This is a genomic window from Salegentibacter sediminis, assembly GCF_002078605.1.
Lineage (GTDB): Bacteria > Bacteroidota > Bacteroidia > Flavobacteriales > Flavobacteriaceae > Salegentibacter > Salegentibacter sediminis.
Genome location: NZ_MSJR01000008.1, coordinates 99,528 through 122,231 on the forward strand (window position 1 = coordinate 99,528; position 22,704 = coordinate 122,231).

22 protein-coding genes are annotated in these 22,704 nt (G+C 41.2%); 14 read left to right on the plus strand and 8 right to left on the minus strand.

The window, feature by feature from the left end; translation table 11 throughout:
• Window positions 1-4 precede the first annotated feature (4 nt).
• The 5 genes from ligD to BUW93_RS12100 form a co-directional block, all read right to left on the minus strand.
• Entirely contained in the window at window positions 5-2,437 is a 2,433-nt protein-coding gene (gene ligD, locus BUW93_RS12080) for a DNA ligase D (RefSeq protein WP_081211984.1), read from the minus strand.
• A 4-nt stretch (window positions 2,438-2,441) separates the two neighbouring features.
• Window positions 2,442-3,215: a non-homologous end joining protein Ku gene (gene ku / locus BUW93_RS12085; protein WP_081211985.1), complete on the minus strand. Its 774-nt coding sequence runs from the start codon at window positions 3,213-3,215 to the stop codon at window positions 2,442-2,444.
• Between the two features lie 324 nt (window positions 3,216-3,539).
• The gene (locus tag BUW93_RS12090; RefSeq protein WP_081211986.1) at window positions 3,540-5,822 is read right to left on the minus strand and encodes a sodium-translocating pyrophosphatase; all 2,283 of its coding nucleotides are present in this window, start codon (window positions 5,820-5,822) and stop codon (window positions 3,540-3,542) included.
• Window positions 5,823-5,939: 117 nt separating this feature from the next.
• Window positions 5,940-6,452: an inorganic diphosphatase gene (locus BUW93_RS12095; protein WP_081211987.1), complete on the minus strand. Its 513-nt coding sequence runs from the start codon at window positions 6,450-6,452 to the stop codon at window positions 5,940-5,942.
• Between the two features lie 267 nt (window positions 6,453-6,719).
• Window positions 6,720-7,715: a pyruvate dehydrogenase complex E1 component subunit beta gene (locus BUW93_RS12100; RefSeq protein WP_262507211.1), complete on the minus strand. Its 996-nt coding sequence runs from the start codon at window positions 7,713-7,715 to the stop codon at window positions 6,720-6,722.
• Between the two features lie 294 nt (window positions 7,716-8,009).
• Here BUW93_RS12100 and BUW93_RS12105 point away from each other — a divergent pair, with 294 nt between their 5' ends.
• The 9 genes from BUW93_RS12105 (at window position 8,010) to BUW93_RS12145 (ending at window position 16,599) form a co-directional block, all read left to right on the plus strand.
• Complete coding sequence (locus tag BUW93_RS12105) at window positions 8,010-8,756, plus strand: electron transfer flavoprotein subunit beta/FixA family protein (protein ID WP_081211989.1); 747 nt, start codon at window positions 8,010-8,012, stop codon at window positions 8,754-8,756.
• Window positions 8,757-8,876: 120 nt separating this feature from the next.
• Window positions 8,877-9,845 (plus strand): electron transfer flavoprotein subunit alpha/FixB family protein, encoded by a 969-nt coding sequence (locus tag BUW93_RS12110; RefSeq protein ID WP_081211990.1) that lies wholly within the window; start codon window positions 8,877-8,879, stop codon window positions 9,843-9,845.
• Between the two features lie 84 nt (window positions 9,846-9,929).
• Window positions 9,930-10,550: a bifunctional nuclease family protein gene (locus BUW93_RS12115; protein ID WP_081211991.1), complete on the plus strand. Its 621-nt coding sequence runs from the start codon at window positions 9,930-9,932 to the stop codon at window positions 10,548-10,550.
• A 14-nt stretch (window positions 10,551-10,564) separates the two neighbouring features.
• Window positions 10,565-12,268 (plus strand): NupC/NupG family nucleoside CNT transporter, encoded by a 1,704-nt coding sequence (locus BUW93_RS12120; protein WP_081211992.1) that lies wholly within the window; start codon window positions 10,565-10,567, stop codon window positions 12,266-12,268.
• Window positions 12,269-12,362: 94 nt separating this feature from the next.
• A complete protein-coding gene (locus BUW93_RS12125) occupies window positions 12,363-13,187 on the plus strand; it encodes a thymidylate synthase (protein ID WP_081211993.1) in 825 nt (274 codons plus the stop codon).
• Between the two features lie 25 nt (window positions 13,188-13,212).
• Window positions 13,213-13,620, plus strand: a complete 408-nt coding sequence (locus BUW93_RS12130; protein WP_081211994.1) for an energy transducer TonB — start codon at window positions 13,213-13,215, stop codon at window positions 13,618-13,620.
• A gap of 7 nt (window positions 13,621-13,627) precedes the next feature.
• Window positions 13,628-14,362, plus strand: coding sequence for a hypothetical protein (locus tag BUW93_RS12135; protein WP_081211995.1), 735 nt, complete (start codon window positions 13,628-13,630; stop codon window positions 14,360-14,362).
• 90 nt (window positions 14,363-14,452) lie between these two features.
• Entirely contained in the window at window positions 14,453-15,616 is a 1,164-nt protein-coding gene (egtB, locus tag BUW93_RS12140) for an ergothioneine biosynthesis protein EgtB (protein WP_081211996.1), read from the plus strand.
• A 14-nt stretch (window positions 15,617-15,630) separates the two neighbouring features.
• Entirely contained in the window at window positions 15,631-16,599 is a 969-nt protein-coding gene (locus BUW93_RS12145; protein WP_081212051.1) for an L-histidine N(alpha)-methyltransferase, read from the plus strand.
• A gap of 3 nt (window positions 16,600-16,602) precedes the next feature.
• Here the strand turns inward: BUW93_RS12145 and BUW93_RS12150 are convergent, their stop codons facing one another.
• Window positions 16,603-17,688 carry an aminotransferase class V-fold PLP-dependent enzyme gene (locus BUW93_RS12150; protein WP_081211997.1) on the minus strand — a complete coding sequence of 362 codons (1,086 nt, stop codon included), beginning with the start codon at window positions 17,686-17,688 and terminating at the stop codon, window positions 16,603-16,605.
• Window positions 17,689-17,746: 58 nt separating this feature from the next.
• Between BUW93_RS12150 and BUW93_RS12155 the strand changes: the two genes are divergently transcribed.
• From BUW93_RS12155 to fabD, 5 genes are all read left to right on the plus strand, one after another.
• Window positions 17,747-18,223, plus strand: a complete 477-nt coding sequence (locus BUW93_RS12155; protein WP_081211998.1) for a 2TM domain-containing protein — start codon at window positions 17,747-17,749, stop codon at window positions 18,221-18,223.
• Between the two features lie 3 nt (window positions 18,224-18,226).
• Window positions 18,227-18,709, plus strand: a complete 483-nt coding sequence (locus BUW93_RS12160) for a dihydrofolate reductase (protein WP_081211999.1) — start codon at window positions 18,227-18,229, stop codon at window positions 18,707-18,709.
• Window positions 18,696-19,550, plus strand: a complete 855-nt coding sequence (locus BUW93_RS12165; protein WP_081212000.1) for a fructosamine kinase family protein — start codon at window positions 18,696-18,698, stop codon at window positions 19,548-19,550. The genes BUW93_RS12160 and BUW93_RS12165 overlap by 14 nt, the downstream gene beginning before the upstream one ends.
• A gap of 103 nt (window positions 19,551-19,653) precedes the next feature.
• Window positions 19,654-20,151: a pyridoxamine 5'-phosphate oxidase family protein gene (locus tag BUW93_RS12170; RefSeq protein ID WP_081212001.1), complete on the plus strand. Its 498-nt coding sequence runs from the start codon at window positions 19,654-19,656 to the stop codon at window positions 20,149-20,151.
• A gap of 118 nt (window positions 20,152-20,269) precedes the next feature.
• Entirely contained in the window at window positions 20,270-21,151 is an 882-nt protein-coding gene (gene fabD, locus BUW93_RS12175) for an ACP S-malonyltransferase (protein WP_081212002.1), read from the plus strand.
• Between the two features lie 175 nt (window positions 21,152-21,326).
• Here fabD and BUW93_RS12180 read toward each other — a convergent pair whose 3' ends face one another.
• Both BUW93_RS12180 and BUW93_RS12185 read right to left on the minus strand, forming a co-directional pair.
• The gene (locus BUW93_RS12180; protein WP_081212003.1) at window positions 21,327-21,521 is read right to left on the minus strand and encodes a hypothetical protein; all 195 of its coding nucleotides are present in this window, start codon (window positions 21,519-21,521) and stop codon (window positions 21,327-21,329) included.
• Between the two features lie 15 nt (window positions 21,522-21,536).
• A complete protein-coding gene (locus BUW93_RS12185; RefSeq protein WP_198537010.1) occupies window positions 21,537-22,670 on the minus strand; it encodes a DegT/DnrJ/EryC1/StrS family aminotransferase in 1,134 nt (377 codons plus the stop codon).
• Window positions 22,671-22,704: the final 34 nt, after the last annotated feature.

Genomic DNA, 22,704 nt, shown 5'->3' on the forward strand with positions numbered 1-22,704 from the left:
AATTTTAGGAGTTCTCAAGGCGCTGGATTGCCTTTTCTATAGAAATCCCCCTGCCCAGAACTTTTTTAAAATAATCTTTTTTCTCTTTGAGGCGAATGGGCATAGTTTCAATCGTGAAATCCTGAATCTCCAGGCCCGATTTCACTTCTTTCCATTCCATCGGAGCCGAGACCGGTGCTCCCGGTTTAGGCCTCACACAATAAGGAGCCGCCAGGGTTTGCCCTCTCCTATTCTGAAGGTAATCCAGGTAGATCTTTCCTTTTCGGCTTTTTACCGCCCGCTCCATGCTGGTGAGTTCAGGCAACTTTTCCTGAATGAAATAACACAGCAACTTGGTGAAATCCCGGGCTTCATCATAAGTATATTTTGCGCCTAAGGGAATATAGATATGCAAACCGCTGGAGCCCGAAGTTTTACAGTAGCCATCAATTTTAGCGAGATCCAACACCTCTTTTGCAGCCTGAGCAACTTCAATTACCTCTTCAAAAGTATTTTTATCAGAGGGGTCTATATCGATAACCGTATAATCGGGATGCTCAAGATCATCTTTCCTGGAGTTCCAGGGATTAATCTCTATACATCCCAGATTCGCCATATAAAGCAGGCTGGCTCTATTTTGACACAACATATATTCAATTTCTTTTTCGGCCGATTCTGAATAAATATTTATTCGTTCAATCCAATCGGGCATTTGCCCTTCGGTGTCTTTTTGAAAAAATCCCGGTTTGGTAATCCCGTTGGGATGCCTGTGTAAATTTTGCGGCCTATCCTTTAAATATGGTAGAATGTATTCTGAAACCTTAATATAATAATCTATAAGCTCATATTTTCTAAAACCTGAATCGGGCCAGTACACTTTCTCAAGGTTGGTAAAATCTACCGAAATTCCGCCCACGTCCAGCGAAGCCCCGGCTTTGCCGGATTTTCCTTTCTTCTTTGGGGCTTTGGTTTGCTTTTCGCGGGTGATCTCCTCAGGCTCTTTATCCTTTCTAAGCCCTTTAAAAACAGGATGTCGCAGAAAGCCGTTTTTAGTTATTTCTGAATATTTCACTTCACAGATAAGTTCGGGTTGCATCCAGGTTGGCTTACGACCTTTAAGGTTTATTTTCTTCGGAAAAGGGCTTTTCTTTATTTCGTGTTTTTTAAACTTCTTCAGCAGGTTTTTCTGTTCCTCATTACTAAAGCCCGTTCCGCAATTTCCTATATAACTTAGTTCCCCGTTCTTAAAAGTTCCCAGGATGAGGGAACCAAATACAGATCCATCTGAATCTGTATAGCCACATATAATAGCTTCACGGGTTTGCACCGCTTTTATCTTTAACCAGCTTTCGCTGCGATAACCCGGCGAGTATGTTGAATCGGCCTTTTTGGCAATTACCCCCTCCAGCCCTGCGTCGATTGCTTTTTTATAAAATGCACTGCCCATTCCCTGGATATGATCGCAGTAAACCACAGTTTCCAGGTCTTCAAGGACCTCAGGAAGCAGGCTCTTTCGCTCCAGCAATGGCAACTCCAGCATAGAATGATCATTGAGATAAAGCATATCAAACACATAATACCTTAGCTCCCATGGGGTATTTTGGTTATAATTCTGCAAAGCCTGAAAATCGGGTACGCCATCCTCGTCCAGGATAACTACCTCCCCATCCAGGATAGTGTCGTGGGGAATCTGTTCAAGTTCCTTCCTTAGCTTCGGAAACTTTTTATTAAACGAAAGCCCGTTGCGGGAATATAAATTCACCTCCCCCTCCTGAATATTGGCTACAACGCGATACCCATCCCATTTTATTTCATAAATCCAATCGGGGTTGTTGAAAATTTTATCAGTTGTGGTGGCCAGCATAGGCTTCAGGAAATCATCAGGATCAATATTTTTAATTTTTCCCGGTTTTTTCTCAGGTTCAGAAGTATCTTTTTCAGCGAAGACTTCCGCATCATAATCCAGGTCGGTTGAAAAGTCGTCTTTCTTTTTAATCAATAACCACTGATTTTGCTTTTCCCCCCTACGGGTATGGACCAACGCGAATTCACCTCTTATTTTTTGGCCTTTAAATTCGATTTTTAAATTACCCTCTTCCAACTGTTCCAATAAATTATCGGCTGTACCTTCAGCAGCCCGAAAAGTTCCCTTATCCCAGATCTTCATCACCCCGGCCCCATAGTTCCCTTTGGGAATACGGCCTTCAAAATCCAGGTATTTAACAGGGTGATCTTCTGTTTGAATTGCAAGGCGTTTATCTTTAGGATTCATTGAAGGCCCCTTGGGAACCGCCCAGCTTTTAAGAACGCCTTCCATTTCCAACCTGAGATCATAATGTAATCTCGAGGCCTGATGTCTTTGGATTACAAACCTGCCCCGGTTTTCATCGCTATAATCGGCGCCGGGTTCTGGAGTATCCTTAAAATTTCGTTTTTTCTTATAATCTTCGAGGCTCATTATTCTATGAAGCTTTTTTCTTTTTCTTTTCCAGGCTGGCTTTTAACTGCGCCATGAGATCTTTGGCAGGAGTGGGTTTAGTGTCAATGTCTTCAGTCTTAATCTTTTTACCTGTACTTTTTGATTCGATGATCTTCATTAACTGGTCGTTATAAACATCTTTGAATTTCTCCAATTTAAAGTTAGTACTGTGTTGCTCGATAAGGGACACAGCCATATCCACCTCTTTTTTTGTCACCTTTGTCTTTGGTAATTTAAGATCTTCGGTGTCTCTAATCTCATCTGAAAACCTTATCACGTGTAAAACCAGGGCTTTCTTATATACACCAATTAAAGCTAAATGTTCTTTCTGCCTCATCACAAAGGTGGCAACACCGAGTTTTTCGGACTTCTTAAGGGCGTCCCTGAGTAAGTTATAGGATTTTCCTCCTTCTTTTTGCGGTTCGAGAAAATAAGGTTTTTTGTAAAGGACCTCTGCTACTTCGTCTTCCCCGATAAATTCTTCAATATCTATGGTCTTACTCTTTTTTAAATTGGCATTATCGAAATCTTCCTTTTCCAGCACGACGTACGCATCGTCCTTTTTATATCCTTTTACAATATCCTTCCACTCAACTTCTTTCCCGGTTTCTTCGTTAACCCTTTTATACCTTATTCGGGCATTATCGTGCCTGTCGAGCATATCAAGTTCGATACGCCTATCTTCTGAACCTGAATAAAGTTTCACAGGGATAGATACCAGCCCAAAACTTATTGAACCATTCCAAATTGACCTCATTTTTTAATCCTTTGACATTAAAATTAAGGCTTAGAATAGAGCAGTATAGTTGTAGAAGTGTTAAAAGAATCCTTCTGAGGCCCGGTTTTAGGTTAGCCGGCGCCAAATAGTTTATAAGCTATTTAACTAATTAACAGCTTAGTAATGTTTAACTTTAAAAGTAACTAATTACATAAACCAGGAATCTATGAGAAATTTTTACAAAACTTGTTTTAAGTCTAAAAACCAGACCATGTACAAGTTTGAATTAGCCAATAAAAAGCCCGTTTAAAGATAAACTTCAAACGGGCTTTTTTAATTTTAAGTTTTAAAACTTTCCTGACCTTATTTTATTTTAATCTCAAAAACGTCTCTGGTTTGTGAAACCTCTCCAACCTGTGGAGTTTCTTCAGGATTATTAGGAACATCCTCTTCGGTGTGTCCTCCCAAAATTGGCGCCATTACCAGGCCTATCAAACAGGTAAGTTTAATGAGAATATTCATAGAGGGCCCGGAAGTATCTTTAAACGGGTCTCCTACCGTATCACCTGTTACCGCCGCTTTGTGCGCTTCAGAGCCTTTATAAGTCATCTCACCGTTGATCATCACTCCAGCTTCAAAAGATTTCTTAGCGTTATCCCATGCTCCCCCGGCATTGTTCTGGAAGATTGCCCAAAGTACACCACTTACAGTAACTCCGGCCATATATCCTCCCAGCATTTCAGCTATTAAAAGGTTATCATAACCAAAAAGCATAGGAACCAGTACAATTACAATCGGGAAACCAATAGTAATCACTCCCGGCAATAGCATTTCTTTTAAAGCTGCCTGGGTCGAAATAGCAACACATTTATCATATTGAGGTTTCCCAGTTCCTTCCATAATCCCGGGAATATCTTTAAACTGCCTGCGCACTTCCTGCACCATTTTCATTGCAGCTTTACCTACCGATTTCATAGCGAGAGCCGAGAATACAACCGGAACCATTCCACCAATAAACAGCATAGATAGAACCGGAGCTTTAAAGATATTTATTCCGTCAATTCCCGTAAAGGTCACATACGCGGCGAAAAGAGCCAGGGAAGTTAATGCTGCAGAGGCAATCGCAAAACCTTTTCCGGTAGCTGCGGTGGTATTTCCTACGGAATCAAGGATATCGGTGCGCTCCCGTACTTCAGGTGGAAGTTCGCTCATCTCAGCAATTCCACCGGCATTATCGGCAATAGGTCCAAAGGCATCAATAGCAAGCTGCATGGCGGTAGTAGCCATCATCGCCGATGCTGCCAGAGCAACACCGTAGAATCCTGCAAAAGCATAAGAAGCCCAAATTGCGATAGCAAATAACAAAACAGAAAGAAAAGTAGAGATCATCCCGGTAGCAAGTCCGGCGATGATGTTCGTTCCAGCTCCTGTGCTTGAATTCTGTACAATAGAAAGCACAGGCTTCTTACCAAGTCCGGTATAATATTCGGTTACTGCCGAAATCACTCCTCCAACAACAATACCCACAAGAGAAGCATAGAAAACCCTGATAGCATCTATACTTTTATATTCAAATCCTTCAGCACCCCCTACAAAGAAGCCCATCGTTAATGTATCTGATGGTAGCATCCAGGTTACAAGGAAGAAAGTAGCTACAGCTACCAAAATAATAGATACCCAGTTCCCAATATTAAGGGCTTTCTGAACTTCAGCTTCTTTTGCACTGTTACTGCTTATCTTCACCAGCATAGTTCCAATTACAGACATAATAATTCCAACCCCGGCAATAGCCATAGGCAGTAAGATAGGACCAATTCCTCCAAACCCGGAATCTACGATGTTACCGCCCATGTCTTCAATAATATAATTACCGAGTACCATAGCAGCCAGTACCGTAGCCACATAACTTCCGAAGAGGTCGGCACCCATTCCGGCAACATCCCCTACGTTATCTCCTACATTATCGGCAATGGTTGCCGGGTTACGAGGATCGTCTTCAGGAATACCGGCTTCCACTTTTCCAACCAGGTCGGCACCTACATCGGCTGCCTTGGTATATATCCCGCCACCAACACGCGCAAAGAGTGCGATAGATTCGGCTCCTAAAGAGAATCCGGCAAGAGTTTCAAGTACTATGGTCATTTGTGACGTATCAGTCCATTGACCACCCATAAAGTAATGGAAGAAAATTATAAAAAAGGTGGTTAATCCCAGCACTGCAAGCCCTGCAACTCCTAATCCCATTACGGTTCCTCCACCAAAAGACACCTTAAGGGCTTTAGGTAAACTGGTTCTGGCTGCCTGGGTGGTGCGAACATTCGTTTTAGTAGCAATCTTCATCCCCATATTTCCGGCCAGGGCAGAAAAAAAGGCACCGAAGATAAAGGCCACAATAATTAGATAATGTGTAGTGGGTACTATATAGGCTATTCCGGCCAGGGCGATACTCGCACCAACTACGAATATGCTGAGTAATTTATATTCCGCATTTAAAAAGGCGAGGGCTCCCTCATAGATATGGGATGAAATTTCTTTCATCTTGCCGTCTCCGGCATCCTGTTTTAAAACCCAGGATCTTTTAATGCCCATATAAATGAGCCCTATTATTGCCAATATTGCAGGCATATAAATCATCATTGATTCCATGTTAATCTGTTAAGTTTTAGTTAATGCGGCTAAAGTAGTAAATTGAGGATAATTAAAAAAGCAATAACTTTTTAAGGTTATTGCTTTTTAATATTCAATGATGATGGTCAGTTTTTACTATATTCCGAAACGGTCTTTATCCCCATCGTAATTTTCAAAACGCTCCACGCATTGTTTAATAATTTCCCTGGCTTCGCTGGCATCTCCCCAACCATCAACGTCTACTTTTTTCTTTTCAAGATCCTTATAAACCTTAAAAAAATGTTCGATTTCCATGATAAGGTGTCCATTCAATTCTTTTAGATCGTTTAGCCGGTTCCAGATAGGATCTGAAATCGGTACGCAAATTATTTTTTCATCAGGGCCTTTTTCATCGGCCATATGGAAAACTCCAATTGGTCTCACTTCCATCACTACTCCGGGAAAGGTCGGTTCTGCAACCAACACCAAAACATCCAGAGGGTCATCGTCCTGGGCCAGGGTATTGGGGATAAATCCATAATCGGCGGGATACATCATAGAAGAGAAGATCATCCTGTCGTAACGAACGCGCTTCAGTTTAAAATCGTACTCATATTTGTTTCTGCTCCCTTTTGGGATCTCTATCATTACATCGAAAGTCTCTGACATTTTTCTTTTATTTTCATATTTAAGGGCGGCAAATATAGGTAAATTTCAACTTAATTGCTCCCAATAAAAACTGAAAACCAAGGTTTAGGCTGGAGAGATTTCCTTTTATGAACCATATTTTAAAAATCTTCTTTCGGAAAAACTTCCGGATGCTAAAATTTTAGAATATTTCCGAAGAGTTAATCTAAACACTTCACCCAACACCGTAAATAAAAAAAGCTTCACCTTGTTAAGATGAAGCTTGAAATCAAGAGGTTTTCTCTTTATTTAGTCTTTATACATTACCTTTTTCACAGCTTTTACTACATCACCACTATTAGGCAACCATTCCTTTAAAAGAACGGGAGAATAAGGTGCCGGAGTATCGGCAGTATTAATCTTTACGATAGATGCATCAAGGTAATCGAATGCTTTTTCCTGAACCTGATAAGTGATCTCGGTAGCAACGCTTCCAAAAGGCCAGGATTCTTCCAGGATTACCAAACGGTTGGTTTTCTTAACCGATTCAATAATCGCATCATGATCCATGGGCCGAACCGTTCTAAGATCAATAATTTCACAGGAGATATCTTCCTTTTCAAGTTCATCGGCAGCCTTGTAAGCTTCCTTTATGATCTTCCCAAAAGAAACGATAGTTACGTCCTTTCCTTCACGTTTAATATCGGCTTTTCCAATCTCTATGGTGTATTCCTCTTCAGGTACTTCGCCTTTATCTCCATACATCTGCTCGCTCTCCATAAAGATAACAGGATCGTCGTCTCTAATTGCAGATTTCAGAAGTCCTTTTGCATCATATGGGTTTGAAGGCACTATAACCTTTAAACCGGGAGTATTGGCATACCAGCTTTCAAAGGCCTGGGAGTGAGTTGCACCCAATTGCCCCGCAGAACCTGTTGGCCCACGAAAGACAATAGGAATATTGAATTGCCCTCTGCTCATCTGGCGCATTTTCGCAGCATTATTTATGATCTGATCGATCCCTACCAAAGAGAAATTGAAAGTCATGAATTCAACAATAGGCCTGTTACCATTCATTGCAGATCCTACTCCAATTCCAGCAAAACCCAGCTCTGCGATTGGGGTATCTATTACGCGATCGGGGCCAAATTCATCCAGCATCCCTTTGGAAGCTTTATAGGCTCCATTATATTCAGCAACTTCCTCTCCCATCAGGTAAATGCTCTCATCTCTGCGCATTTCTTCGCTCATCGCTTCGGCAACTGCTTCCCTAAATTGAATTGTCTTCATTATATTGTATCGTATTAATTGTAAATCTTGCGGAACAAAAATAGTAATTAGCTAATGTTTATACCATTTTAAGTCCACAAATTTTTAAAAGCTGAAATTCTTCGAATTTTAGCTTAATTTTTTTACAGGAAATCCCCAATAAAAACATTCATTTTAGAAAATAAAATCAGCGATTAACCCAATTTATTGATAATTATTTAAATCCCTCAGGAAAAACCATCTTGAAATTTACTATGCACGCATAGCTTTTTTTGATTTAAATTATGTAACTTCGTAAACGAAAACGTTTTAATTTAAACATCTTTTTATATGAAAATATTAGTATGTATCAGCCACGTACCTGATACTACCTCAAAAATCAATTTTACCGACGGGGATTCGAAGTTCGATACCGCCGGAGTTCAATTTGTGATCAACCCTAATGATGAGTTTGGTTTAACCAGGGCCATGTGGTTTAAAGAAAAACAAGGCGCTACAGTAGATGTTGTAAATGTAGGCGGAACAGAAACCGAACCCACCCTGAGAAAAGCACTGGCTATTGGAGCCGATTCAGCTATTAGAGTTGATGCTACTCCTACCGACGGATTTTTTGTGGCAAAGCAACTGGCCAAAGTCGCCAAAGAAGGAAATTACGACCTTATCATTGCCGGCCGTGAATCTATAGATTATAATGGTGGAATGGTCCCTGGTATGTTAGCCGCATTAATGGATGCCAATTTTATTAATACCTGTATTAGCCTTGAAGTTGAAGGGGATACCGCAAAGGCAATTCGTGAAATAGATGGTGGTAAGGAAACATTAACCGCAAAGCTTCCGCTTGTTATTGGAGGTCAAAAAGGTTTGGTTGAAGAAAAAGACCTGAAGATCCCAAATATGCGTGGTATCATGCAGGCGCGTAAAAAACCCCTTAATGTGGTAGCAGCTGAAGATGCTTCGGCACAAACTGAAGCTAAAAAGTTTGAAAAACCTGCACCAAAAGGAGAAGTTAAACTTGTAGATCCAGACAACCTGGATGAGCTTATCGATTTGCTTCACAACGAAGCCAAGGCTATTTAAAGAAAGAAAAAAAGAGACCTCACATTTAAAATCTGTGAAGTATTAATAAGAAATAAGATTTCCGCCTTTACTGAAATAAATTCAGCACAGGCTGCGGAAATGACAAAAAAATAAATAAATATGTCAGTATTAGTATATACAGAATCCGAAGAAGGAAAATTCAAAAAGGCTGCTTTGGAAGTAGCCTCTTACGCCCGGGAAGTGGCCTCTAAGGATGGTGGCAGTGTAACCGCCGTAACCTTTAATGCCGAAGACACCTCTGAGTTAGGTAATTATGGTGTAGATAAAATATTGAACATCAAAAGCGACAAATTAAGTAAGTTCAACGCTGAAGCTTATGCCGATGCACTTAAACAAGCTGCCGAGAAAGAAGGCAGTAAAATAGTTGTGCTTAGCCAAAGTGCCAACAGCAAATATCTTGCTCCCTTATTAGCCGTTCAGCTTAACGCGGGCTACGCACCAAACGTGGTGGCGCTCCCCGAAAGCACCGAGCCTTTTACCGTAAAAAGGAGTGTTTTTACCAACAAAGCTTTCAACCTGTTACAAATCAATACCGATGTTAAGATCGTAGGAGTATCTCAAAATGCCTTTGGTTTAAAAGAGAATCAGGCCGATGCTACTGTTGAAGAATTTAGCCCGAATCTTTCAGAGGAAGATTTTAGTGTAAACGTAGATTCGGTAGATAAAGCGACCGATAAGGTAACTATCGCCGATGCCGAGATTATTGTTTCGGGTGGACGCGGATTGAAAGGCCCTGAAAACTGGGGAATGATCGAAGAAATGGCTGAAATTCTTGGAGCGGCAACAGCCTGTTCTAAGCCCGTAAGTGATATGGGGTGGAGACCTCACAGCGAACACGTGGGACAAACCGGTAAACCGGTAGCTTCCAACCTGTATATCGCAGTAGGAATTTCAGGAGCTATCCAGCACCTTGCCGGGGTGAATGCTGCGAAAACCAAGGTGGTGATCAACAACGACCCTGAGGCCCCATTCTTTAAGGCCGCAGATTACGGTGTGGTAGGCGATGCTTTTGAAATAGTGCCCAAGCTGAACGAAAAATTGAAGGAATTTAAAGCGAAAAACGCATAATTTTCATAACTTGTGCCCCTTAAAAGGGCTGTCTAAATCTGGTGCAAAGTCCTTATTTAGACAGCCTTTTTTAATTTTTGGAATATGAGTTTAGTGCGCCTTAATATTAAAGGAATCTCTTATAGTCAAACCCAAAACGGGGCATATGCCTTAATCCTGAGCGAAGTAGATGGGGAACGAAAACTCCCAATCGTCATTGGCGCTTTTGAGGCACAGTCTATTGCCATCGCCCTGGAGAAGGAAATAAAACCTCCCCGCCCCCTCACCCACGATTTATTTAAGAATTTCGCCGATAGGTTTGATATAAACGTCAAGCAGGTGATTATTCATAAGCTGGTAGACGGGGTTTTTTATTCGAGTCTAATTTGTGAACGCGATAAAATTGAGGAGATTATAGATGCGCGAACCAGTGATGCCATAGCTCTGGCGCTAAGGTTTGACGCACCGATTTTTACCTATAAGAACATTCTGGACAAAGCCGGTATTTATCTTAAAGGAGATGAAACTTCAGCTCCTCCGGAAACAGAACAGGAAGAAATAATTTCTGAAGAGGTCCTTCCCGATGATATTAGCATTAAATCAGATTCCTCCAATTATAAAAAACTTTCCCTGGACGAATTAAAAACCCTTCTTTCGCAGGCCGTAAATAACGAAGATTACGAAAAAGCTGCGCGAATAAGAGACGAAATCTCCAAACGTAAATAATTCCCCCTTTTTTTATGAACAAGACCTGGTTCTGCCTGTTTTTAATGATCTTCGGAATAAGTACAGCCTTTTCCCAAAGCATTTCAAAAACCTGGCAACTGCAATCTGATGTGGATACTATCCAAAAATCGCTCTTTTTCCCCAATGCTGTTTTGGATATCGATGAGGGCCATTTTGAAATAACCAGTGAAACTTCAGAAGAGAGCATTGCCGAAGGAGATTACATCTATCAGAATAATTTATTGATATTTTTCAGCAATAAACCTAATGATAGCATAATAAACTACCGCATTTCTTCTCTTACCGATACCTCTATGGTAATCTCAGATAGTAAAAGGGAATTTAGTTTTACTGAAACCTTAAAATCTACCGAAGAAATTGTCCCTGCCCAGGTGGCCAGAGAAATGATCCCAAATCAGGGAATAAGTCTGGAAAGTGTAATGCGCGGTGCCATTGGAATGTTGGCCCTATTGTTTATAGCTTTTATCTTCAGTTCAAGAAGAAAGGCCATTAATTGGAGAACTGTGGGAATGGGGCTTGCCGCCCAGCTACTGTTGGCTTTTGGAGTTTTACAGGTACCCTTTATCCAAAGTATTTTTGAATTTGTTGGAAATATATTTGTGCTTATCCTTGATTTTACCGCCGCCGGTAGTGAATTTCTGCTCGGTGGAATGATGGATGTAGATAGTTTCGGGTTCATTTTTCTTTTCCAGGTATTGCCGACGATTATTTTCTTTTCAGCATTAACTTCGGTGCTTTTTTACCTTGGGGTAATACAAATTGTAGTTAAAGGTATGGCCTGGGTACTTACTAAACTTATGGGAATTTCCGGTGCAGAGAGTTTAAGCGTGGCCGGCAATATTTTTCTGGGGCAAACCGAAGCTCCTTTAATGATCAAAGCCTATCTCGAGCGCATGACCCGCTCTGAGATCCTGCTGGTAATGGTTGGGGGAATGGCCACCGTGGCCGGTGGAGTACTCGCAGCCTACATAGGTTTCCTCGGAGGTGATGACCCGGCCTTAAGGCTTCAGTTCGCCAAACACCTGCTCGCCGCATCGGTTATGGCCGCGCCGGGAGCTATAGTAGTTTCCAAGATCCTTTATCCTCAGTTGGAACCCATCAATGAAAATGTAGAGGTTTCCTCAGATAAAATAGGTTCAAATATTCTTGATGCTATTGCCAATGGAACCACCGAAGGTCTCAAGCTAGCCGCCAATGTAGGTGCTATGCTCCTCGTATTTATCGCCTTCATCGCTATGATAAATTATGTGCTTAATTACACCGGAAATTTAACCGGACTAAACGCCATTTTAGCCGAAAACACTCCCTACAGAGGTTTTTCCCTCGAATCTATCCTGGGTATAATTTTCGCACCTCTTATGTGGATTATCGGGGTAGCCAAAGAAGATATGATGCTTATGGGGCAGCTCCTGGGAATTAAACTGGCGGCAAGTGAATTTGTAGGTTACGTGCAACTTGCGGAACTTAAAAACCCTGCGAATGCCCTTAGCCTTACTTACGAGAAATCGGTGATTATGGCTACCTATATGCTCTGCGGATTTGCGAATTTTGCTTCAATAGGCATTCAAATTGGCGGAATTGGCTCCCTGGCACCGGGACAGCGAAAAACCCTTTCCGAATTCGGAATGAAAGCCCTTATTGGCGGGACCCTCGCTTCTTTACTTTCAGCAACGATCGCCGGTATGATCTTAGGTTAACAACCTGGGGATAAAATAGTGCGCAAGAAAAGCCAAAAATAAATGTGGTTTGCTATTTTAGCTGAAGTATTCTTTTCACTTCAGAAATAGCAAAATGAAACAATATCACGATCTCCTAACTCACATCCTCGAAAACGGAACCGACAAAGGTGACCGCACAGGCACCGGCACCCGTAGCGTCTTTGGTCACCAGTTGCGATTTGACCTCAGTGAAGGTTTCCCTATGGTTACCACCAAAAAACTCCACCTCAAATCTATTATTTACGAACTGCTTTGGTTTCTAAAAGGAGATACCAATGTGAAATACCTGCAGGAAAATGGAGTGCGCATCTGGAACGAATGGGCAGATGAAAATGGGGATCTTGGCCCCGTATACGGCCATCAATGGAGGAACTGGAATAGTGAAGATATAGACCAGATCAAAGAGATCGTAGAAACTTTAAAGAAAAACCCAAATAGCCGCAGGATGCTGGTTTCAGCCTGGAATCCATCGGTGTTGCCAGACACTTCAAAATCCTTTTCAGAAAATGTGGCCAACGGCAAGGCAGCACTCCCCCCCTGCCATGCCTTTTTCCAGTTTTATGTTGCCGATGGGAAATTATCCTTACAGCTATACCAGCGTAGCGCCGATGTCTTTCTGGGAGTACCTTTTAATATCGCTTCCTATGCCTTGCTTACCTTGATGATGGCCCAGGTATGCGGCTATGAACCCGGAGATTTCATCCATACTTTCGGCGATGTTCATATCTACAACAACCATATGGAACAGGTGAAACTGCAACTTAGCAGAGAGCCGAGACCACTGCCACAAATGAAACTCAATAAGAAAATCACCGATATTTTTGGATTTGATTATGAAGATTTTACCTTAGAAAATTATAATCCGCATCCGGGGATAAAAGCTCCGGTAGCCGTTTAATGTCTAATTAAAAGAATAAAAATTTATGAGAAGTTTACTTGTGATCGTATTGTTTTTTGCGACCAGCTTTGGGTTTGCCCAGGAAACATCAGTAGAAGGAAATACCGTAACCTCAAAACAAACCGCTCCCGTGTGGCCCGGCTGTGAAGATGAAGCAGACAAAAAATCCTGTTTTAATCAACAACTAATGACCCATGTTAGAGAAAATTATGAATACCCAAAAAATGATGAAGGGGAATACTTGCGTGGAAAAGTTACCATTAAAATGGAAGTGAATGAAGAAGGAGACGTGGTGGTGAAATCGGTTGATGGGGCAGATCCTAAAGTAAACGCCGCTGCAACTCAAATGATTGAAAAAATGCCAAAAATGAAACCGGGAACCCGCGATGGTAAACCTTCAGCGGTTGGCTACACCATCCCGCTTACCTTATAAAAATCTTATGAAATACCTTGCAATTTTATTCCTGATGCTTGTTTTTCCTACAGCAAATTCACAGGAAAACAAGGCATCAGGTAAAATTGTGCCTTTTAATACCGTAGAGCAGCCTCCCGTTTATGAAGGTTGTGAGATAGAAGATCGCGACTGTACTCTTAAAAAAATCACTCAATTTTTTGAAACTGAATTTAAGCAGGAAACCATTCCCGACAGTCTCAATGGTTCTGAAATTAGTGTGAAGCTCATTCTTGATGAAACAGGTTCTCTGGCCTGGCATAGGGTTGATACAGATTCCCCGGAAATAAAAAAAGAAGCTACCCGCAGTTTAAATGAATTACCTTTCCTAATTCCCGCCAAACATGATGGGATTGAAACCAGGGTTATGATAGATTTTGTTATGAAACTTAATCTTTTTGAAACCCCTCCTTACCCTGAAGAGTGTAAAAATGCAGAGAATAAAAAAGAGTGTCTTTCAATTTTCATTCAGAAACATTTATTCCAAACCTTTCATAAGTCTAGGATAAAGGCAAAAAAGAAAGAAAAAATAAAAACAGATTTTTCTTTTGTAATAAATAAAGAGGGGAAAATTGTAGAGCTTAAAGTAGAGGGAAAGAATGAATCTTTGAATGAAGTTGTCCAAAAAGCCTTGAAAACCTTGCCTACTTTTTATCCCGCAACGAAAGCCGGAGAAAAAGCATCTTATCCCTTAAAACTTTTTGTGACCTACGGAAAAAACTAATCACTTTAACTTGGCATTAACTTGGTATAATTCCCATCCTTTATAAAATTCATTAAATTTGAGAAGAAGCCATTAGATTTTTCTCAATTTATGCAGTCACAACAGGAATTAATTTCATTTTTTAACGAAACCCGGGCCCGGTCTGAACTTATTTGTTCCTTCCTTGAAACCGAAGATTATGTGGTACAACCTATCGAGTATGTTTCCCCTCCCAAATGGCATTTGGGCCATACTACCTGGTTCTTTGAAGAATTCGTACTCCAACCGCATCAACCCGACTACAAACTCTTTGATGAAAATTCGGCCTATGTCTTTAACTCCTATTACGAAAGTGTAGGCGACAAGGTAATTCGCACCAAGCGCGGAAATCTTTCCAGGCCAACCGTAGCCTGGGTTTACGATTACCGAACCTATGTTTCCAAAGCCCTCAAGGAATTTATGAAATCCAAAGAGCTTTCAGAAGAAATTCTGGAACTCATAGAAATTGGTTGCCATCACGAGAAACAACACCAGGAACTGCTCTATTCCGATATAAAATATATCCTTGGCCACAACCCTCTTTTTCCAAAATATAACGATCAATTCAAAGAAAATCCTATTCAGGACTTTAAAGCAGACTGGATAAAATTATCTGAAGGGCTTTACGAAATTGGCCATAACACCAATGATTTTTGTTACGATAACGAATTAGGACAGCACAAGGTTTTTCTCGATGATTTTGTGATCTCCAGTAAACTGGTCACCAATGCCGAATATCTGGAATTTATGGAATCAGGCGGTTATAAAGAGGTTTTGTTATGGCACGCCGAAGGCTGGGATTGGGTAAATACCCAGAATATAAACTCCCCGCTCTATTGGCATAAAATAGAAGGAGAATGGCATAATTTTAATCTAAACGGCCTGCATCCGGTAATTCCTGAAGCCCCTGTAACACACATTTCCTATTACGAAGCTTTTGCTTTTGCGCAATGGAGAGGCTTGCGCCTTCCCTCTGAATTTGAATGGGAAGTCGCCAACGAATATTTTAAATGGGGAAGCCGCTGGGAGTGGACTGAAAGTGCTTATGCTCCCTATCCCGGTTACACCAAAGCCCCGGGCGCCCTTGGCGAATACAACGGTAAATTTATGGTTAATCAAAAGGTGTTAAGAGGCGGCTCGGTAGCCACTTCAAAAAATCATACCCGGCCCACCTACCGAAACTTCTTCCATCCCCACCTTAGATGGCAATTCACCGGCTTAAGATTAGCAAAATAACCACTGAAAAAAATATGAAATCAATACCCACTACCGGTTTTAAGACCGCATTTGAAGAAGATGTCTATAAGGGACTTACCAGCCATCCAAAATATTTACTTTCAAAGTATATCTACGACGAAAAAGGCGACAAGCTTTTTCAGCAAATTATGGATATGCCGGAGTATTACCTCACCAATTGCGAGCTGGGCATTTTACAGGAATATACTGCTCCAATAGCCAAGTCTTTTAATGCTGCAGGCGGCTTCGACCTCATCGAGCTCGGTGCCGGCGACGGAAAAAAGACCAAGGTGCTTCTGGAGCATTTAAATGAACAAAATTATGATTTCAGTTATCTTCCTGTTGATATTAGTGAGCACGTTTTGAAGGTCCTGGAGGCTTCAGTCAGGAAAGAAATACCGGGAATAGATATAAAACCCCAGCAGGGCACTTACTTCAAAACCCTTGAAAGCCTTGCAGATTTCAGTAAACGAAAAAAAGTGATTCTGGTCTTAGGTTCCAACATAGGTAACCTTTTACATGAAAACGCGATAGAATTTCTGCGGAATATTCAGCAGGCAATGGCTCCTGAAGATATGTTGTTTATGGGTTTTGATCAGAAAAAAAATCCACAGAAGATTCTTGATGCCTATAACGATCCCCACGGCATCACCGAAGCTTTCAACAAAAATTTGTTGGTTAGAATAAATTATGAATTGGGAGGGGAATTTAATCCTGATACCTTCAAACACTGGGAAACTTACGATCCAGAAACCGGAACGGCAAAAAGCTTTCTGGTAAGCAAGCTGGATCAGGAAGTTTTCATTGAAGCCTTTAATTTAAAAGTGCATTTCGATGCCTGGGAAAGCATTCATACCGAGATCTCTCAGAAATATGATGAAAAGGTTGTTGAATGGCTGGCCGGGGAAGCAGGGTTAAAAATCGAAACCCGCTTCGCCGATTCAGAGGACTGTTACAGGAATTATATCTTCAGAAAGAAATAGAAATTAGCGGCTAAATTTCTTTAATTGCTTTATAAGAAAATCTATTTCTTTTTCGGTATTAAAATAATGGAAGCTAATCCTAATCCCATCACCCCTTCTTGAGGTGATAATATGCTCAGCACGTAGGGCATTATACAGCTTTTCATCTCCTTTAATATTGAAAATAGACGAATGAATATTTCTTTTTATCACCGACTCTTCCAGCAAATCAAGTTCCTCAAAAGCTGTTTTTGCTTTTTCCTGTAATTTTAATAGCTGTGCTTCAATTTCCTTAAGTCCTATATTTTTTATTAAATCCAGCGCTACTTTTAAGCTGCCAAAATTTAAAGTGTCTAAATGCCCGGGTTCAAATTTTCCTATAAAATTGCCTTCCCGCTCTTTATATTTTCCCTGAAGAGATCCAAAACCAAGAGCTTTTGGAGATACTTTGCCCTGTATAGTTTCATCGAAAAGCATAAAGCCATTCCCATATCCCGCATTGAGCCATTTATAAGAACTACATATCAAGACATCCAGGCCTGAAGCTTCAAAATCAAATTCCTCTGTCCCACAATACTGGGTACCATCGGCGATAAAAATAGTCTCTGGATATTTCTCCTTAAGTTCTTTTAGAAAATCGATACTCAACTTGATCCCGTTTACATACTGTACGATGCTAAAAGCAAAAAACCCGGGTTGTTGCTTTTTGAAAGCTTCCGATATATTTTGTTCCAGGTTTTCATCAATTTCAGCATAGGAGACTTCAAAATTCCGGGATTCCACCGCCCAGTTAATCGAGGGATAATCCTGTTTCAACAATAAAGCTTTTTGGGGTTTATCAAGGCCTTCTAACAGCGTATTAAATCCGAAGGAGAAATTTGGAATCAGGGCCACCTGGTTTCCGGGGCAATTAAAAAAATTGCCTACGCTCTCTCTCACGTCGGTTAGGACCTCCCCCATTTTTTCTTTTAAAACCCCCGCTTTTAGAAGAAAATCCAGGTCATGATCCTGTCTGAATTCCCAAACTTTTTCAGGAAGTAATCCCGAAGCGGCCGTATTGAGATAAGTATATTGTTCTAAAACCGGGAAACCTTTTCTAAATTTATCCATAAGCGGTGGTAAATTATTGCTAAAACCTGTAAATTTGATTAGACACTAAAGTACTACTATGTTTTCTAAAAAGAAAAACACCTCCAAACTCGATACTGAACAACGGGAACTTTATGACAACGCCCGTCATAGAATCCTTCAGAAAAGACGGCTTTTTCAGCATTTCGTGGTCTTTCTTATCGGTGCCATTTTTTTAATTGTTCTTAATGTGGTCATCGGTTACAAAGAAGACTTTAAAATCCTGGGCTACGACTGGTTTGTTACCGCTATTTTGTTTTGGGCTTTTCTCTTTTTTATACATCTTATCAATGTTTTTGTGATCAACAGTTTTATGGGTAAAGCCTGGAAAAACAGGCAAATGGAGCGCCTGGTAAGCAAGCAAAAAGCTAAGATCGCCGAAATGCAGAAACAGGTAGAAAAACAGCATCCTTTGCCGGAGCAACCTAAGAAACCAACAGAACACCGGGAAGAACTAAAACCCGGCCCTGAAAATCCGAATGATTTCGAAGATTTTGACCAACCTTACAACACCTGAAATATGCTCACGATGATTGCGGCAGCAGCCAAAAATAATGCCCTGGGAAAGGAAAATGACCTGGTTTGGCACCTCCCCGATGATTTTAAACGCTTTAAGCAACTAACCACCGGGCACCATATTATTATGGGCCGCAAGACCTTCGAGTCTTTCCCTCAGCCCCTTCCTAATCGCACTCATATAATCGTAACCCGAAACCGGGATTACACGGCTAAAGGAGCCGTTGTTGTGCACACTCTGGAAAGAGCTATAGAAATTGCACAAGATGACCCCCAGCCTTTTATAATTGGCGGAGGTGAGATCTATGAATTGGCGCTTCCTATTGCTGAAAAAATCGAACTCACCAGGATACATTCTAATTTTGAAGCTGACACCTTCTTCCCCGAGCTCGATGAAAATAAATGGAAACTCGTGAAGGAAGAATTTCATCCCACCGACGAAAAACACAAATACGCCTTTACCTACTTAACCTATGAGCGTCGCTAAGCTGTTAGACCAAATAGCAGAGCAACATAATCTCAGGATTAAAACTTATTCCCCACTTTCAGGAGGAGACATCAATGAAGTTTTTTTGCTCACTTCCGAAGAAGATGGAAAGTTAGTGGTGAAACTCAACGATACTCACAAATTTCCGGGAATGTTTGAGGCCGAAAAATTAGGACTCGAACAGCTTCGCCAACCGGGCGTAATAGATATCCCGAAAGTTATTGCTGTTGGAAGTTTAGGAAACACCGCTTATCTCCTTCTGGAATACAAGAAATCCAGGCCGAAGGCGCCAGATTTTGCCGAAAGATTTGGGCAACAACTGGCGGCACTACATAAAACTACTTCAAAAGAATTTGGGTTTCCTGAAGATAATTATATCGGAAGTCTTCCGCAGTATAACCAGGCATCAAAATCTGCAGCCGATTTCTATATAGGTCAGCGTCTCGAACCTCAGCTCAGTATGGCGAAAGACCGTGGCTATTCCCTTCACCTTACCGGAGACTTCTTCAGAAATATTTCAGAAATAATTCCGAAAGAACCACCTGCACTCATTCACGGCGATCTCTGGAACGGCAATTACCTGGTTAACGAAAAAGGTCTCCCTTGTCTTATCGATCCCGCCACGGCTTACGCTCCCAGGGAAATGGACCTCGCCATGATGAAGCTTTTTGGAGGTTTCCCGGAAGAAATCTTTTCTGCCTATAATGCCCGGTTCCCCCTTGTTCCCGGTTTGGGAGAACGGGTGCCGCTCTGGCAACTATATTACCTGTTGGTTCACCTTAATCTCTTTGGGAAAAGCTATCTGGCTTCGGTAAATAACATCATAAAAAAGTACAGCTAACTTCACATTTATTAACATCAACTACTTAATTTTTAGGAGTTTGTTGGCGGGTAAGGAATTCATAGCTTTTTATCTTCAGTTTTCATTTAAAGATTTATGCAGTATGAGCACCCAACATCTTAATCACAAAAAAGCCCTGGAAAAAATGACCGCCCTTGTAGAAAGTATAAAAACCGGGATGCTGGTCACCTGTTTAAGCGATCGTCCTCTTAACGCCGTACCCATGACCACTAAAAAAATTGATGGCGAGGGCAACATCTGGTTTTTAAGCCGGCTGGATAGCAGTCAAAATTGTAATATCGCTCAGGAACCTGAAGTACAATTGCTTTACAGCGCTCCCGGCAATAAAGAATTTATCAGTATCTATGGAATGGCTTCCATCCACCTCGATCCTGAAAAACTACAAGATCTATATCACACAAGTGATGATGCCTGGTTCACCGGACTTGATGATCCTAACCTCACGGCTATAAAGATCACGCCGAAGGAATCTTATTATTGGGATGAAAAACAAAATAACTATGCAGATCTTTTTAAGATGGATAAAAACCCTGAAAAAAATAAAATTAGCACGGGTAAAAAAGGAAAACTTCAGTTATAGACCAAAATGTATTCAAAAAGACCTCAGGTTATGAGGTCTTTTTTATTCTTTCTATTTTAGCCGAAAATTTTATCGGTTTTAATTCTTTGAGAGAAGCCGGTATATAAACTTCAATACAATGAAAGCATATATTTTCCCGGGACAGGGAGCACAGTTTCCTGGAATGGGACTGGACCTTTTCGAAAAATCGGTTGAAGCACAGGATATGTTCAAAGCCGCCAACAGCATTTTAGGGTATTCGATTACCGATATCATGTTTGAAGGCAGCGCCGAAGACCTAAAACAGACTAAAGTCACCCAACCGGCTATATTTATTCATTCGGTGATCCTAAGTAAGTTGTTGGGAGAAAAATTTCAACCCGATATGGTTGCCGGACATTCTCTGGGTGAATTTTCTGCACTGGTAGCCAACAAAGTATTGAGTTTTGAAGAAGGGCTTCAGTTGGTGTATAAAAGAGCCATGGCGATGCAGGAGGCTTGTGAGCTTCAGGCTTCAACTATGGCTGCCGTACTGGGTCTGGAAGATGAAGTTGTGGAAGCTGTTTGTGCTGAAACCGATGGTATCGTAGTAGCCGCAAACTACAATTGTCCCGGTCAGTTAGTGATCTCGGGAGATGTGAAAGCAGTGGAACAGGCCTGTGAAAATTTAAAAGAACGTGGCGCCAGAAGGGCGATGATCCTTCCTGTAGGCGGGGCATTTCACTCCCCATTGATGGAACCGGCAAGAAAAGAACTGGCGGCCGCAATAGAAAATATGACTTTCAGAAAACCTTCCTGCCCCGTATATCAAAACGTGAGCACCTTTGCGGTTACCGACCCTGAAGAGATCAAGAAAAATCTTGTTTTTCAACTTACCGCCCCGGTAAAATGGACACAAAGCGTACAGAATATGATAAAAGACGGTGCCACTGAATTTATTGAAGTAGGCCCCGGAAAGGTTCTACAGGGACTTGTAAAGAAAATAGACCGCAGTATGAATGTTTCCTCAGCAGAAATATAAAAATACCCTCTTTCTTTTAAGCAATAGTTCCTGAAATATGGACAATAAAAAACTCCCGGAAGCAATTACCGGGAGTTTTTCTTTAAATAAGATATTTTTATATTCCTTATAAACTTTTCCTTTCTTCATCACGATTTTCACGTTTTGAAGGCTTTGAATATTTACTGTAGGATCTTCATTTCATATCGAGAAGGCTGTCAGTCTCATTTTCCCGAGACACAAATCCATTTCTTATGCTCTTGATTTTCTCTCCGGAAACAATAATGGTTTTATCGGTTAAAACCTTCCCGTTCTTAGTCTCTATAATCTTACCGGCCCGGATGTAAATATCCTGCGCCTGAACTGCCCCAGAAAGAAAATTCCGAAGCAAAAGATCAAAAGTTTTCTATTGATTCAAAAAGTCTTTGATGGTTTTAGCAATATAAGCAATCTGCTCGTCATCAAGTTCGGTATGCATCGGCAGGGATAGCACTTCCTTCACCAGTTGATTGGTAACAGGGAAATCTGCTTCGTTATATTTTTCTTCGGCATAGGCCTTCTGGCTATGCAGAGGGATTGGGTAATAGATACCGAAAGGAATACCTTTTTCCTGTAGGTGTTTTGCCAGGGCATCTCGTTTTCCGTTAGTGATCTTTAAAGTATATTGGTGAAAAACGTGGGTATCGGGTTTTCCGGTAATCACCGGGGTAACTATTTCTTCCTGGCCGGCAAAGGCCTTATTATATTTTTCGGCAAACGCTTTTCTGGCCTTATTATAGTTATCAAGCCGTGGTAGTTTAGCCCTCAAAACCGCTGCCTGCAAGCTATCCAACCTGGAGTTAACCCCCACTACGTCATGGTGATAACGCTCATACATTCCATGGTTTACAATTCCGCGAATAGTATGGGCCAGATCCTCATCATTTGTGAAGATCGCTCCCCCATCTCCATAGCAACCGAGGTTTTTAGACGGAAAAAAGGAAGTCGCTCCCACATCACCAATTACCCCGGTTTTATAGGTCTTTCCATCTTCCGAATGAAAATTCCCTCCTATGGCCTGAGCATTATCTTCAATCACATATAGATCATGTTCTTTGGCGATTTTCATTATCTCATCCATATCGGCAGACTGGCCAAAAAGATGGACAGGAACTATAGCCCTGGTTTTTGGGGTGATAGCCTTTTTGATCGCTTCAGGATCTATATTAAAAGTATCGGGTTTTACGTCTACCAGGACCGGACTTAGTTGCAACAAAGCAATAACTTCTACGGTAGCAGCAAAGGTGAAATCGGCGGTAATTACTTCATCTCCGGGTTTAAGGCCCAGCCCCATCATTGCAATTTGAAGAGCGTCAGTACCATTGGCACAGGGGATTACGTGTTTTGCTCCCAGATATGATTCAAGTTCCTTTTGAAACCCCTGAACCTGTGGTCCATTTATAAATGCGGCTGACTCTATAATCTCCTTAAAAGAGGCATCTACTTCGTCTTTTATTTCGGCGTATTGACCCTTAAGGTCAACCATTTGTAAGTTTTTCATAGTTATTTTTATAATGCACGAAAATACGAAATAT

Bases quoted from the DNA above. Each gene is read 5' to 3' on its own strand.
- ligD (WP_081211984.1), bottom strand. From the start codon at position 2,437: ATGAGCCTCGAAGATTATAAGAAAAAACGAAATTTTAAGGATACTCCA.
- ku (WP_081211985.1), bottom strand. From the start codon at position 3,215: ATGAGGTCAATTTGGAATGGTTCAATAAGTTTTGGGCTGGTATCTATC.
- BUW93_RS12090 (WP_081211986.1), bottom strand. From the start codon at position 5,822: ATGGAATCAATGATGATTTATATGCCTGCAATATTGGCAATAATAGGG.
- BUW93_RS12095 (WP_081211987.1), bottom strand. From the start codon at position 6,452: ATGTCAGAGACTTTCGATGTAATGATAGAGATCCCAAAAGGGAGCAGA.
- BUW93_RS12105 (WP_081211989.1), top strand. From the start codon at position 8,010: ATGAAAATATTAGTATGTATCAGCCACGTACCTGATACTACCTCAAAA.
- BUW93_RS12110 (WP_081211990.1), top strand. From the start codon at position 8,877: ATGTCAGTATTAGTATATACAGAATCCGAAGAAGGAAAATTCAAAAAG.
- BUW93_RS12115 (WP_081211991.1), top strand. From the start codon at position 9,930: ATGAGTTTAGTGCGCCTTAATATTAAAGGAATCTCTTATAGTCAAACC.
- BUW93_RS12120 (WP_081211992.1), top strand. From the start codon at position 10,565: ATGAACAAGACCTGGTTCTGCCTGTTTTTAATGATCTTCGGAATAAGT.
- BUW93_RS12125 (WP_081211993.1), top strand. From the start codon at position 12,363: ATGAAACAATATCACGATCTCCTAACTCACATCCTCGAAAACGGAACC.
- BUW93_RS12130 (WP_081211994.1), top strand. From the start codon at position 13,213: ATGAGAAGTTTACTTGTGATCGTATTGTTTTTTGCGACCAGCTTTGGG.
- BUW93_RS12135 (WP_081211995.1), top strand. From the start codon at position 13,628: ATGAAATACCTTGCAATTTTATTCCTGATGCTTGTTTTTCCTACAGCA.
- egtB (WP_081211996.1), top strand. From the start codon at position 14,453: ATGCAGTCACAACAGGAATTAATTTCATTTTTTAACGAAACCCGGGCC.
- BUW93_RS12145 (WP_081212051.1), top strand. From the start codon at position 15,631: ATGAAATCAATACCCACTACCGGTTTTAAGACCGCATTTGAAGAAGAT.
- BUW93_RS12150 (WP_081211997.1), bottom strand. From the start codon at position 17,688: ATGGATAAATTTAGAAAAGGTTTCCCGGTTTTAGAACAATATACTTAT.
- BUW93_RS12155 (WP_081211998.1), top strand. From the start codon at position 17,747: ATGTTTTCTAAAAAGAAAAACACCTCCAAACTCGATACTGAACAACGG.
- BUW93_RS12160 (WP_081211999.1), top strand. From the start codon at position 18,227: ATGCTCACGATGATTGCGGCAGCAGCCAAAAATAATGCCCTGGGAAAG.
- BUW93_RS12165 (WP_081212000.1), top strand. From the start codon at position 18,696: ATGAGCGTCGCTAAGCTGTTAGACCAAATAGCAGAGCAACATAATCTC.
- BUW93_RS12170 (WP_081212001.1), top strand. From the start codon at position 19,654: ATGAGCACCCAACATCTTAATCACAAAAAAGCCCTGGAAAAAATGACC.
- fabD (WP_081212002.1), top strand. From the start codon at position 20,270: ATGAAAGCATATATTTTCCCGGGACAGGGAGCACAGTTTCCTGGAATG.
- BUW93_RS12185 (WP_198537010.1), bottom strand. From the start codon at position 22,670: ATGAAAAACTTACAAATGGTTGACCTTAAGGGTCAATACGCCGAAATA.